This is a genomic window from Streptomyces zaehneri (genome assembly GCF_032248645.1).
Taxonomy (GTDB): domain Bacteria; phylum Actinomycetota; class Actinomycetes; order Streptomycetales; family Streptomycetaceae; genus Streptomyces; species Streptomyces coriariae.
In genome coordinates, this window is sequence record NZ_JASTTJ010000053.1 from 1 (window position 1) to 14,725 (window position 14,725).

Genomic DNA, 14,725 nt, shown 5'->3' on the forward strand with positions numbered 1-14,725 from the left:
TCTCCTCCGCCGCTGGAGTCCTCGGCAACCCCGGCCAGGGCAACTACGCCGCCGCCAATGCCTGCCTGGACGCCCTCGCCCTCCACCGCCGCCGCTCCGGCCTGCCCGGCATCTCCCTCGCATGGGGCTACTGGAACGACGCCAGCGGCATGACCCGACACCTCGGTGCCACAGACCTGCACCGCACCCGGCGCCTCGGCATGGCCGGGCTCTCCGCCGCCGAGGGCATGGCGCTCCTCGACGCGGCCCTGAGGGCGGGCGACGAGACCCCTGCCGCGCTCGTGGCCACCCGGTTCGACCTGCCCGCACTGAGGGCATCCGCCCGCGCCGGAACTCCCGTAGCACCGCTGCTGCGCGGCCTCGCGCCTGCTCCTCGGCCAGCGGCCGCGTCCTCGCACACGGCCGTGACCGACTCCCTGCGTCAGCGGCTCGACCGCCTGGGCAAGCGGGACTGCACAGAGGCACTGGTGGACCTCGTCCGCCGGAACGCCGCCCAGGTGCTTGGCCACTCCGGCGCTGACGCCATCCGCGCCGACCGTGCCTTCAAGGACGCCGGCTTCGACTCGCTGACCGCCGTCGAGCTGCGCAACCGGCTCGCGACCGCGACCGCTCTCAGCCTCTCTTCCACCATCGTCTTCGACTACCCGAAGCCGACGCTGCTCGCCGACCACCTGCGTGCACGGCTCTTCGGCGACGACGAACAGTGGGGCGACGGCCAGGAGCGGAGCGCTGAGGAGCACACCACCGCCACGGTGGTCGCCCTCTCCGACGATCCGATCGCCATCGTCGCGATGGCCTGCCGCTTCCCCGGCGGTGTGGAGAGCCCCGAAGACCTGTGGAGGCTGGTTGCCGAAGGCGTCGACGCCATCGGAGAGTTCCCCGACGACCGCGGCTGGGACATCGACCGGCACTACGACGCCGACCCTGACAGCGTCGGCAAGACCTACGTACGGCACGGCGCGTTCCTCGACGACGCGACCGGCTTCGACGCTGCCTTCTTCGGGATCTCACCGAACGAGGCGCTCGCGATGGACCCCCAACAGCGGCTGCTCCTGGAAACCTCCTGGGAGGCGTTCGAACGCGCCGCGATCGACCCGAGCGGGCTCGCCGGGCAGGACATCGGCGTCTTCGCCGGCGTCAACAGCCACGACTACACCGTACGGACGCACCACGCGTCCGGCATCGAAGGCTTCCGCCTGACCGGCAATTCCGGCAGCGTCATCTCAGGCCGGATCGCCTACCAGTTCGGCTTCGAGGGCCCGGCCATCACGATCGACACTGCCTGCTCGTCCTCGCTCGTCGCCCTCCACATGGCGGTCCGCGCACTTCAGCAGGGCGAGTGCTCCATGGCCCTCGCCGGCGGCGTGATGGTCATGGGCAATCTGGAGACCTTCGTCGAGTTCTCCCGGCAGCGCGGCCTCTCCCAGGACGGCCGCTGCAAGGCCTTCGCCGACGCGGCGGACGGAACCGGCTGGTCCGAGGGCGTCGGCGTGCTCCTCGTGGAACGGCTCTCCGACGCACGCCGCCGCGGTCACCAGGTCCTCGCGGTGGTCCGAGGCACCGCGGTCAACCAGGACGGTGCGTCCAACGGACTTACGGCGCCGAACGGACTCTCACAACAGCGGGTGATCCGCAAGGCGCTCGCCGACGCCGGTCTGTCGACATCGGATGTGGACGCGGTCGAGGGCCACGGCACGGGAACGGTCCTCGGTGACCCGATCGAGGCGCAGGCACTGCTCGCTACCTACGGGCAGGGCCGACCCAACGACCGCCCGCTGTGGCTCGGCTCGGTCAAGTCCAACATCGGGCACACACAAGCCGCGGCAGGTATGGCAGGCGTCATCAAAATGGTGATGGCGATGCGGCACGGCGTCTTGCCCCGCACGCTGCACGTGGACCGGCCCTCAACGCACGTGGACTGGTTCACGGGCGCGGTGGAACTGCTCGCAGAGACTCGCCGGTGGCCCGAGACCGGGCACCCGCGGCGCGCCGGCATCTCGTCCTTCGGTATCGGTGGCACCAACGCGCACATCGTGATCCAGCAGGCGCCGGTGGAGGACGCTGAGGTTTCCGACCGGGCGGCGACGAACGAACTGGCACCTGGCATCGGATCGGCAACCGCCTCCGACCAGGTGCATGCTGCCGATGCGGCACCCGCCACAGATCTCGTGAGGTCAGGTTCCGCTCTTCTGCCCGTGCCCGTGCCCGTGCCCGTGCCCGTGCCTGTGCCTGTGCCTGTGCCTGTGCCTGTGCCCGTGTCGGCCCGGACAGCGGCGGCTCTGCGCGCCCAGGCCGGGCGCCTTGCTCGCTTCGTCGAGGCACGCCCTGAGCCGGCCCTTACCGACACCGCGCACGCGCTGGCCACCACTCGTGCCCAGCTCGACCACCGGGCGGTCCTGCTGGCCACCGACCGGCAGCAGCTTGCCGATGCGCTGCGCGCGCTCGGGAACGGCACGCCTGCTGCTGGCACCGTCACCGGCAGCCCCTCCGAGGGCAAGCTGGCCTTCCTCTTCACTGGGCAGGGCAGCCAGTGGGCCGGCATGGGCCGCGAACTCGCTGAGCGACAACCGCTTTTCCGGAACGCCTTCACCGCCGCGTGCGAGGCTGTTGAACGACACTTGGATGGTCATCTGGAGCGTCCGCTGCGCGAGGTGGTGTTCGCCGAGCCCGGCACGGCGGAGGCCGCACTGCTCGACCGTACCCTGTACACGCAGCCAGGTCTCTTCGCCCTGGAGACCGCTCTGTTCCAGCTCTTCGCCTCCTGGGGTGTACGTCCGGACCTGGTCGCCGGACACTCAGTCGGCGAGATCTCCGCCGCCTATGCCGCCGGAGTCCTTGACCTGGCGGAGGCAGGCGAACTGGTCGCCGCCCGCAGCCGGTTGATGCAGGCCCTGCCCGAGGGCGGCGCAATGGTCGCCGTACAGGCGACCGAGGCCGAGGTGGCACCACTGCTGGAGGGGGCCGCGGGCGAGATTGCCATCGCCGCAGTCAACGGACCCGGCGCCATCGTGCTCTCCGGTGCCGAGGACACCGTCCTCGACGTGGCCGCGCGACTGGCCGAACAGGGCCGGAAGACCAAACGCCTGAAGGTCGGTCATGCCTTCCACTCGCCACTGATGGCCCCCATGCTCGACGAGTTCCGGGCCGTCATTGCCCGGCTGCGTCCCCGCCCAGCCGCCATCCCCGTCATCTCCACGCTCACCGGTGCCCCTGCGAAGGACGGCCAGTTCGCCACCCCGGAGTACTGGGCCGACCAAGTGCGCCATGCCGTGCGGTTCGCCGACGCAGTCACCGCGCTGCGCGACCAGGGCGCCACAACCCTCCTGGAGGTCGGACCCGGCGGCGGCCTGACCGCCCTCGCCCTCGCCGCTCTCGGCACGGACCACCGGGGCTGCTTCGCCACCCTGAGCGAGGACGGCTCAGAGGAGACCGCCGTCCTCACCGCACTCGCCGAACTGCATGTCCGCGGCACGGACATCGACTGGTCTGCTCTCCTCGGCACCCCGGCCACGGCGATCGGTACCGAGCTGCCCACGTACGCCTTCCAGCACCAGCGGTACTGGGTCGAGCCCGAGCCCACCGCCACCGACGCCGAGGCGCTCGGCGCCCGCCCCACCGGGCACCCGCTTCTCGGCACGGCAGTCGAGATCCCCGACGACGACCACGTCAGCCGGGTCAGCGACGGCGGCACCCGTGTGGTGCTCACCGGGCGGCTCGACCGGCGTGCCCTCGGTCGGCTCCTCGATCCCGGCACCGATACCGTTGCGGCCGCCGTACTTCTCGACCTGCTGGTCCACGCCGGAACCGAGGCGGGAAGCGGCGCCGTCGAGCAGATCATCGTCGACACCCCGCTGACCGTGCCCGAGCACGGCCACCTCCAGCTCCGTGTCCACGTCGATGTCCCCGGCCGGGACGGGCTGCGTCCGGTCGTCGTCCACAGCAGGCGGGCCGGCGACGAGGACAGCACCTGGACGCGCCACGCCCGCGCACTGCTCCGGCCCGGCCTGCCCACGCCATCCTTCGACCTGCGCACCTGGCCGGCCACCGGAGCCGACGCCCCGACGGACCTCCTCGACATCCGCGGGGCACGAATACACGGCCTGGCGGAACAAGACGGCCAGCTCTTCGCCGACGTGTCCCTGCGTCACGAACTCGTCGATGAGGCCGCGGGGTTCACCCTCCATCCCGCACTCCTCGACACCGTCCTTCGTCTCCTGGCCGGCCGCACCGGTGAGAGTGAGCGCGATCTCACGGTCTGCGCCGACCTGGCCGTGTACGCCGAGGGCGCCACCGCCCTGCGGCTGCGGGCCACGCCTGTGGAGGGCGGACGCCACCTCGTGGAGCTCGCCGACCACACGGGCGAACCAGTCGCCGCGCTCGGACCACTGACCCTGGGCCGCATGGACAGCACCGTTATCGCCGCCGCGGTCGGCACCCCCGCTCTTCGCGAGGCACGGGCGACGCAGGACGGGCCGTTCGTCCGACGGGTTGTGGGACGTCCGGCCGCCGAGAGCGGATCGCTGGCCCACCGGCTCGCCGCGCTTGGCGCCACCGAACAGCAGCGCGTCCTGCTGGACCTCGTGAAGGAGAGCGCGGCCGTCGTTCTCGGCCACACCAGCGCTGAAGCCCTCGACGAAAAGCAGCCTTTCCAGGACCTCGGCTTCGACTCCCTCAGCGCCGTCAAACTCCGCAACCGGTTGCACGACTTCACCGGCATGAGCCTTCCCAGCACCCTTGCCTTCGACTACCCGACCCCTTCCGCCCTCGCCTGGCACCTGCGCACCGAACTGCTCGGTGAGGAAGCCGCGACGTTGTCGGCTGGAGTCGTCCAATCCGGACCTGCCGTGCTCGCGGACCCCGACGAGCCGATCGCCATCATCGCCATGAGCACCCGCCTGCCCGGCGGCGTCAACACCCCCGAGGAACTGTGGCGACTGGTCGCCGAGGAGCGTGACGCGCTCTCCGGCTTCCCGCAGGACCGGAACTGGGACGTCGACAAGCTCTACCACCCCGACCCCACCCACCCTGGCACCACCTACACCCGCGTCGGCGGATTCCTGCACGACGCCGCCCAATTCGACGCCGGACTCTTCGGGATCTCGCCGCGCGAGGCCCTCGCGATGGATCCGCAGCAGCGGCTGCTCCTGGAGACCTCGTGGGAGGCCCTGGAGCGGGCCGGAATCGACCCCCTCTCCGCCCGGGGCCGTGACATCGGTGTTTTCACCGGTATCGTCCACCACGACTACGTCACCCGGCTGCGGCAGATCCCCGAGGACGTCCGGGGCTACGTGATGACCGGCACTTCGTCGAGCGTGGCGTCGGGACGCGTGTCGTACGTGTTCGGCTTCGAAGGGCCGGCGGTGACCATCGACACGGCTTGTTCGTCCTCCCTCGTGGCGATGCACCTGGCGACCCAGGCGCTACGGCGCGGAGAGTGCTCGCTCGCCCTCGCAGGTGGTGCGACCGTCATGTCCAGCCCGGACGCCTTCGTGGAGTTCGCCCGCCAGCGCGGTCTCTCCGCCGACGGCCGGTGCAAGGCGTACTCCTCGACCGCCGACGGCACCGGCTGGGCCGAGGGCGTGGGCGTGATCGTCCTGGAGCGTCTGTCGGAGGCCCGCCGCAACGGCCACCGGATCCTGGCCGTGCTGCGCGGCAGCGCTGTCAATCAGGACGGCGCCTCGAACGGCCTGACCGCGCCCAACGGACCCTCCCAGCAGCGCGTCATTCGGCGCGCTCTGTCCGACGCGGGCCTGTCGACGAAGGACGTCGACATTGTCGAGGGCCACGGCACCGGCACCTCCCTGGGCGACCCGATCGAGGTCCAGGCACTGCTTGCCACCTACGGACAGGACCGGCCCGCCGACCGTCCGCTGTGGCTCGGCTCGCTGAAGTCCAACATCGGCCACACCCAGGCAGCGGCGGGTGTCTCCGGCGTCATCAAGATGGTCGAGGCGCTGCGACACGGAGTCATGCCGCCGACGCTCCATGTGGAGGAGCCGACACCGCAGGTGGACTGGACGGCCGGCGCGGTCGAACTGCTCAGAGAGGCGCGAGAATGGCCGGACACGGGCCGGCCGCGCCGAGCCGCCGTTTCCTCCTTCGGCGCGAGCGGCACCAACGCCCACGTGATCCTGGAGGAATCACCCGAAGAGCCCGCCGAGGCGCCGGCGGCAGAGAGCGGTGTGGAGCTGCCCGCCGCGCCCGTTGTGGTGCCGCTGGTGGTGTCGGCGCGGAGTCCTGGTTCGCTGGTGGGGCAGGCGGAGCGGCTGGTGTCGTTCGTCGCGGAGAACGCGGGCACACTGCCGCACGTGGCGGGTGCGTTGGTCGCTCAGCGGGCGATGTTGTCCGAGCGTGCGGTGATCGTGGCCGACTCCGGGGAGGAGGCGTTGGCGGGGCTTGGTGCGCTGGCGCGGGGTGAGTCCCATCCCCGTCTGGTCACTGGCAGCGCGGTGGTCGCGGGGCGGACGGTTCTGGTGTTCCCGGGGCAGGGTTCGCAGTGGGTGGGTATGGGCCGCGAACTCCTGGACTCGTCGCCGGTGTTCGCGGAGCGGGTTGCTGAGTGTGCGGTGGCGTTGGGGCGGTGGGTTGACTGGTCGCTGGTGGATGTGTTGCGGGGGGATGTTGCGGCTGGGTTGTTGGAGCGGGTGGATGTGGTGCAGCCGGCGAGTTTTGCGGTGATGGTGGGTCTGGCTGCGGTGTGGGCGTCGGTGGGTGTGGTGCCGGATGCGGTGGTGGGTCATTCGCAGGGTGAGATCGCGGCCGCGTGTGTGGCGGGTGTGTTGTCGCTGGAGGATGCCGCCCAGGTGGTGGCGGTACGCAGCCAGGTCATCGCGGGCAGTCTGGCGGGCCGGGGTGGTATGGCGTCGGTGGCGCTGCCTGAGGCTGAGGTGCTTGAGCGACTTGCGCGGTGGGCCGATCGAGTCGAGGTGGCTGCGGTCAACGGCCCGTCCTCGGTGGTGATCGCCGGTGATGCCGAAGCCCTCGACGAAGCCCTCGACGTTCTTGTTGCGGATGGCGTGCGCGTGCGCCGGGTCGCGGTGGACTACGCCTCCCACACCCGGCATGTGGAGGCGATCGAGGAGATCCTGGGCGAGGCGTTCGCCGGCATCCGTGCTCAGGCCCCGCTGGTTCCTTTCTGTTCGACGGTGACGGGCGAGTGGGTGCGGGAGGCGGGTGTCCTCGACGGCGGCTACTGGTATCGGAACCTGCGTGGCCAGGTCCGTTTCGGTCCCGCCATCGCCGACCTGCTGGCCGGCGGTCATACGGTGTTCGTGGAGGTCAGTGCCCATCCGGTTCTGGTCCAGCCGGTCAATGAGATCGTGGACCAGGCGGATGACACGGTCCGGCTGCGTGCTGTCGTCGGTGGCACACTGCGCCGTGACGAGGGCGGTCTGCACCGGCTGTTCACCTCGATAGCCGAGCTTTTTGTCCGGGGATTGCCTGTGGACTGGGCGGCAATGCTGCCGTCCGGTGCCGGTGCATCGCAGGTCGAGCTCCCGACGTACGCCTTCGATCGACGTCACTACTGGTTGCGGGAGGCCGATAACGCCGACGGCAGCGGAGCCTCGGGCGAGGACACCGACGCGGACTTCTGGAGTGCCGTCGAGCAGACCGACGCGGACTCGCTCGCCGGACTGCTCGCCTCGGACTCCGCCGGTCTGCGAGACGCCCTGCGCACTGTCGTGCCGGTGCTGGCGGACTGGCGCGGCAGGCGCCAGCAGCGGTTCAGCGCTGAGCGCCTCCGCTACGCCATCACCTGGCGGCTCCTGGACCGGGAGGTGTCGGGAGTACCCGCGGGCCGCTGGCTCGCCGTGCTGCCGCCGGGATGCCCGATCGAAGGCGCGATCGGTTTCCCGGCTGACTCCACTGCCGGCTCCCATGTGGCCGAGCTCCTCGCGGCGCTCGGTGCCCAGGGACTCGACATCGTGCCCTTGGAGATCGCTCCCTCTGCCTTCACCCGCACGGGGCTCACCGAGCAGTTGAGCGGCATCCGAGCCGAGTACGAGCCGGCGGGAGTTCTCTCCCTGCTCGCCCTCGACGGCACGCAGGACACCACTGTCACCGCCGCCAGGACCCTCGCGCTGATTCAGGCCCTCGGAGACGCGGGCGTCAACGGGCCAATGTGGTGTCTGACCCGGGGCGTGGTGAACACCGGTATCCAGGACACCGTCACCGATCCTGGCGAGGCCGCGCTCTGGGGCCTCGGCCGCGCCGTGGCCCTTGAACACCCCGACCGGTGGGGCGGCCTGGTCGACCTACCGGCAACCGCCAACGCCCGCACCGCGCAGTATCTCGTGGGCGCGCTGAACGGCGCAGCGGGGGACGACCAGCTCGCCGTACGCCGCTCCGGCGTCTACAGCAGGCGGCTCACCCGCAAGCCCGCACCCGAGGCGCCCGCCGACGGCGGCTGGCAGCCTCATGGCACAGTCCTCGTGACTGGCGGCGCCGAGGCCCTCGGCGCACATGCCTCGCTCCGGCTCGCCCGGTCCGGCGCGCGCCGTCTCATCATCACGACCACGGCTCAGGCGCCCGCCGACGCCGTCACCAGGTTGCTGGACAAGCTCGCGGCCACCGGGGTGGAGACGACAGTCGTCTCCTGCGCCGACGCCGATCGTGAAACGCTCGCCCGACTCATCGCCGAGACCCCGGAGGAGCAGCCGCTCACCGCCGTCGTGCACGCCGCCGACACCGCCTGGACCAGCAACATCGCCGACACCGGCCTCGCCGACCTCACCGAGGTCTTCGCGGCCAAGGTCGACACCGCTGTATGGCTCGACGAACTGTTCACCGACACTGACGCCGGCGGGGCCCCGCTCGATGCCTTCGTGGTCTTCTCCTCGATCGCCGGAATCTGGGGCGGCGGTGGCCAGGGCGTCTCCGGCGCGGCCAACGCAGTCCTGGATGCCCTGGTCGAACGGCGCCGCGGCCGAGGACTCGCGGCCACCTCGATCGCCTGGGGAGCCCTCGACGAAATCGGCGCCGCCATGGACGAGGCGACCCTCGCGCAGCTGCGCCGCCGCGGTGTCCTGCCGATGACCCAACAGATCGCGATGACCGCGTTCGAACAGGCCGTGGAAGCGCGAGAGAAAGCCGTGACGGTCGTCGACATGGACTGGGAGGCGTTTATCCCGGCGTTCACCTCTGTACGGGTCAGCCCGCTCTTCGCTGACCTGCCCGAGGCCGCCGCCGCCCTGCGCGCCTCCCAGCCCGATGCCGAGAACATCAGCATCACCTCGTCCCTGGTGGACTCCCTCCGCAACGTCCCCGAGGCGGAACAGAACCGTCTCTTGCTCCGGCTGGTGTGCGGACAGGCCTCGACCGTCCTCGGACACAGCAGCACGGACAGCATCGGCCCGCTCCAGTCCTTCCAGGAGGTCGGTTTCGACTCGCTCGCCGCGGTCAACCTCCGCAACAGCCTGCACGTGGCCACCGGTCTACGACTGCCCGCGACCCTCATCTTCGACTATCCGACCCCGGACGCCCTCGTCGGTTTCCTGCGCTCCGAACTGCTGACGGAAACGGGCGACGACGGCCTGGACACGCGGGAGGACGATCTGCGGCGCGTACTCGCGCAGGTCCCGCTCGCCCGGTTCCGGGAGGCCGGCCTTCTCGACATGCTGCTCAGCCTCGTCGGTCCCGAGGACGGCTCCGCCCCCGGGGTGACGACTCCCGAGCCAGACCCGGTGATGCCCGCCGCTGAGGACGACGCCGACCTCATCGACGTGATGGACGTCGCCGACCTCGTAAAGCGCGCCCTGGGAAACGACACCAACTGATCACCTGACTTGAACCGTTTCCTACGTGGTGAGGCGGACGTTGGTCCGCGCCGTGCGCCGTGCGCCGTGCGCCGTGCGCCGTGCGCCGTGCGCCAGGGCTTCCCTGTGTGCGCCGCCTCGCCGGGCAGGTGCCACAGGTGCCAGTGGTCCGCGACCTACGCGACATGGGGTGCCGTGTCGGTGACATCTCGAAGATCGGCCGGTGGCCATTCTCATATCCGGACACTCACTCCGACACCGGAACAAAGGCGTGGATCGGGTGGGAGCCCAACACCACTTCCCTGGACGCAGCCGGGAGCTACCAGACCAGGGGATGCCCCACGAAGGCGGCCCTGTCTAATCTCGTGGAGGCAGCCCTCGATATTCGCGGACCCTCTGCGGTCACAGAATTGCCCAGCAACAAATTCAGGGGTCTTTATTTGTGTCTTCTCTTTTTCGCATCGATGCGAGCGTCCGCGATGAGGGTTCCGCGCCGCGTCAACTGACCTCGTACTTTGCAGCCGCCCGCGACCCTCGTCTTCGACCATCCGACCCCGGACGCCCTCGTCGGTTTCCTGCGTTCTGATCAGGTCCCGCCCGCCCGGTTCCGGGAGGCCGGCCTTCTCGACATGCTGCTCAGCCTCGTCGGTCCCGAGGACGGCTCCGCCCCCGGGGTGACGACTCCCGAGCCAGACCCGGTGATGCCCGCCGCTGAGGACGACGCCGACCTCATCGACGTGATGGACGTCGCCGACCTCGTAAAGCGCGCCCTGGGGAACGACACCAAGTGATCACCCGACTTACCGACATTTGGTTTACCGACAGCGACAAAGACGGAGGACCTACCGAGATGACGGCACCGGACGAGCAGATCGTCAACGCACTGCGTGCCTCGCTCAAGGAGAACACGCGGCTCCAGCAGGAGAACCAGCGTCTCTCCGAGTCCTCGGCCGAACCCATCGCGATCGTTTCGATGGCCTGCCGGTACGCGGGCGGCATACGCACACCCGAGGACCTGTGGCGGGTGGTGACCGACGGCACCGACGTCTACACCACCTTCCCCGAGGACCGCGGCTGGGATCTGGAGGGCCTCTACCACCCCGACCCGGACAACCCCGGCACGACGTACGTCCGCGAGGGCGCGTTCCTGCACGACGCCGGCCAATTCGACGCCGCGTTCTTCGGGATATCCCCGCGCGAGGCGCTCGCGATGGACCCTCAGCAGCGGCAGCTCCTCGAGGTCTCCTGGGAGGCCCTCGAACGAGCCGGCGTCGACCCGCACTCCGTACGCGGCACTGACATCGGCGTGTTCGCCGGCATGGTCCACCAGGACTACGCGCCCGACCTCAGCGGCCTCGAAGGCTTCCTCAGCCTGGAGCGCGCCCTGGGCACCGCGGGCGGCATCGCCTCGGGACGGGTCGCCTACACACTCGGCCTCGAAGGCCCCGCCGTCACCGTCGACACCATGTGTTCCTCCTCCATGGTTGCCATCCACCTGGCCGCCCAGGCACTGCGGCGAGGCGAGTGCTCCATGGCCTTGGCCGGCGGCGCCACCGTGATGGCGACCCCCGGCGGGTTCGTCGGCTTCGCCCGGCAGCGCGGCCTCGCCTTCGACGGCCGCTGCAAGTCGTACGCGGCCTGCGCGGACGGCTCCAGCTGGGCCGAAGGCGCAGGTGTGATCCTGCTCGAGCGGCTGTCGGAAGCACGCCGCAACGGACACCGGGTCCTCGCGGTGATCCGCGGCTCCGCCCTCAACCAGGACGGCGCTTCCAACGGCCTGACGGCGCCCAACGGACCCGCGCAGCAGCGCGTCATCCGCAAGGCGCTGGAGAGCGCCGACCTCACTACGGCCGACATCGACATGGTCGAGGGCCACGGCACCGGCACCATTCTTGGTGACCCGATCGAGGCGCAAGCCCTGATCGCTACGTACGGCCAGGACCGGTCGCAGGACCGGCCGCTGTGGCTCGGCTCGGTCAAGTCGGTGATCGGCCACACCCAGGCCGCCTCCGGCGTGGCCGCAGTGATCAACATGGTGCAGGCGCTGCGGCACGGTGTCATGCCCGCCACCCGGCACGTCGACGCCCCCACCTCGCAGGTGGACTGGACGGCGGGCTCGGTGGAGCTGCTGACGGAGGCCCGCGCGTGGCCAGAGGTGGGCCGGCCGCGCCGGGCCGGTGTGTCTTCGTTCGGTGCCAGCGGTACGAACGCCCACCTGATCCTGGAGCAGGCGCTGGAAGAGGAGCCCGCCGCAGAAGCTGCCTCCGGCCCCTCTCCGGCTCCAGCGGTCGACGGCGTGGTGCCGCTGGTGCTGTCGGCGGCCACGGCCGCCTCGCTTACCGGACAGGCGGAGCGTCTGCTTTCGTTCGTCGAGGCGTCCGGCACGGTCGAGCTCGCCGACGTGGCGGCCGCATTGGCCACCGGCCGGGCGACGCTCGCCGAGCGCGCGGTCGTCGTGGCCGACTCGTCCGAAGAGGCCCTGGCGGGCCTGGGCGCGCTTGCGCGCGGCGAGGCCGCACGCGCGGTGGCCGTCGGCAGCGCGTCGACGCCGGGCGGGGCCGGAAAGGTCGTGCTCGTCTTTCCGGGGCAGGGTTCGCAATGGACCGGCATGGGCCGCGAACTCCTCGATTCCTCACCGGTGTTCGCGGAGCGGATCGCTGAGTGCGCGGCGGCGCTCGAGCGGTGGGTCGACTGGTCGCTGGTGGATGTGCTGCGAGGGGATGCTCCGCCCGAACTCCTGGAGCGCGTGGATGTGCTGCAGCCTGCGAGCTTCGCTGTGATGATCGGCCTTGCCGCCGTCTGGTCGTCGGTCGGTGTGGTGCCGGATGCGGTGGTCGGTCACTCGCAGGGTGAGATCGCTGCCGCGTGCGTGTCGGGCGCACTGTCCCTGGAGAACGCTGCTCGCATTGTGGCCGTACGCAGTCAGGTCATCGCCGCAAGTCTGGCGGGCCGTGGCGGTATGGCGTCGGTGGCGCTGTCCGAGACAGAGGCCGTCGAGCGTCTGGAGCGGTGGGCCGGCCGGATCGAGGTCGCGGCGGTCAACGGTCCGGTGTCAGTGGTGATCGCCGGTGACGCCGAAGCCCTCGACGAGGCCGTCGACGCGCTGGGGGACCAAGGCGTACGCGTGCGCCGCATCGCAGTCGACTATGCCTCGCACACCCGGCATGTCGAAGCCGTCCAGGAGATCCTGAGCGAGGCCTTCGCCGACATCCGCAGCCAGGCTCCTGCCGTGCCATTCTTCTCCACCGTGACCGGCGAGTGGATTCGCGAGGCGGGTGTCCTCGACGGCGGCTATTGGTACCGCAACCTGCGCCGGCAGGTCCGCTTCGGTCCAGCGATCGCTGACCTCCTGGCCGACGGCCACACCGTGTTCGTGGAGTCCAGCGCCCACCCCGTCCTGGTCCAGCCGATCAGCGAGATCGTGGTCCGCGCCGAGGCCGATGCCGTCGTGACCGGCTCCCTGCGCCGTGAAGACGGCGGCCCGCGCCGCCTGTTTACCTCGATGGCCGAGCTCTTCGTCCGAGGCGTCCACGTCGACTGGAGCGGCGTCCTTGCGGCCGGAGCCGACGCTGGCCGCATCGACCTCCCGACATACGCCTTCGACCACCAGCACTACTGGATCCAGCTGACCGGCACCGCGAACGACGCCGCCTCGCTCGGCCTGACCGGCACCGACCACCCGCTGCTCGGCGCGGTGGTCCCGCTGCCACAGTCCGACGGTCTGGTCCTCACCTCCCGACTCTCCCTACGCACCCACCCGTGGCTCGCGGACCACGCCATCGCAGGCGCGGTCGTCGTACCCGGAACCATCTACGTCGATCTGGCGGTCCGAGCCGGCGACGAGTTCGGCTGCGGTGTCCTGGAGGAACTCGTCATCGAGTCACCGCTCGTGCTGCCCGAGCGGGGCGGCGTCCGAATCCAGGTCACCGTCAGCGGCGCCAGCCCCAACGGCTCGCGCACCGTGGATGTCTACTCCCTCCGCGAGGAGACCTCCGAGGAGGCTGGGCAGGAGGGATGGACCCGGCATGCCACCGGCCTGCTCTCCAACGCCGCCTGGACCGACGGCACGACGCCCGCCGTCGACTTCGCCGCCTGGCCTCCGGCCGGCGCGCAGCCCGTCGCCATCGACGACTTCTACTCGGATCTGGCCGCCCGCGGATACGCCTACGGTCCGGCCTTCCAAGGCCTGCGCGGCGTGTGGCGGCGCGGCGACGAACTGTTCGCCGAGGCTGTCCTGCCGCCCGAGCAGCGCGAGAACGCCGACCGGTTCGGCATCCACCCGGCCCTGCTCGACGCCGCCCTGCACACCAACGCCTTCGCCAACCCCGAGGACGACCGCAAAGTTCTGCCCTTCGCCTGGAACGGTCTCGTCCTGCACGCCCTGGGCGCCTCCGCCCTGCGCGTACGAGTCGCCCCGAGCGGCCCAGACGCGCTCTCGTTCCAGGCCGCCGACGAGACCGGCGACCTCGTCCTGACCATGGACTCGCTGGTATCCCTGCCGGTCACCGCCGAGCAGCTCGGCGCCGGCGCGGCCGGCCGGGAGAGCCGCGACTCGCTGTTCCGCGTGGAGTGGACCCCGCTGCCCGCCCCCGAGGGCGCCGCCGCCCCCGCCTCCTGGGCGCCTCTCGCCACCGTCGACGACGTGACGGCGCTCGCCGCCCGCGAGACCCTGCCGCCGGTCGCCGTCCTCACGGCGACGACCGGCGACGCCGAGGACCCGCTCGGCCTCACCACCCGCGTCGTGGCCGTGGTCCAGGCGTGGCTGGCCGCCGCACCGGCCCTGGCCGCCGTACCTCTCGTCGTCGTGACCCGGGGTGCGGTGCCCGCGGGCGGCGACGGTGACGTCACCGATCCGGCCGGTGCCGCGGTGTGGGGTCTGGTCCGGGCGGCCCAGGCGGAGAACCCCGACCGGATCGTGCTCGTCGATCTCGATCCCGTCGGATCCGCCGGAGTGGGTCCCGTCCTCGGGC

General features: G+C 70.9%; 2 protein-coding genes and 1 pseudogene. All 3 read left to right on the top strand.

From position 1 onward, the window contains the following. On the top strand, window positions 1-9,776 hold a 9,776-nt coding region (locus QQM72_RS40370), incomplete at its 5' end, for a type I polyketide synthase (RefSeq protein WP_314225789.1). A 494-nt stretch (window positions 9,777-10,270) separates the two neighbouring features. Further along, a complete protein-coding gene (locus QQM72_RS40375; protein ID WP_314225790.1) occupies window positions 10,271-10,546 on the top strand; it encodes an acyl carrier protein in 276 nt (91 codons plus the stop codon). A 98-nt stretch (window positions 10,547-10,644) separates the two neighbouring features. Further along, window positions 10,645-14,725 (top strand): annotated as a pseudogene (locus QQM72_RS40380) (type I polyketide synthase); the annotation flags it as partial.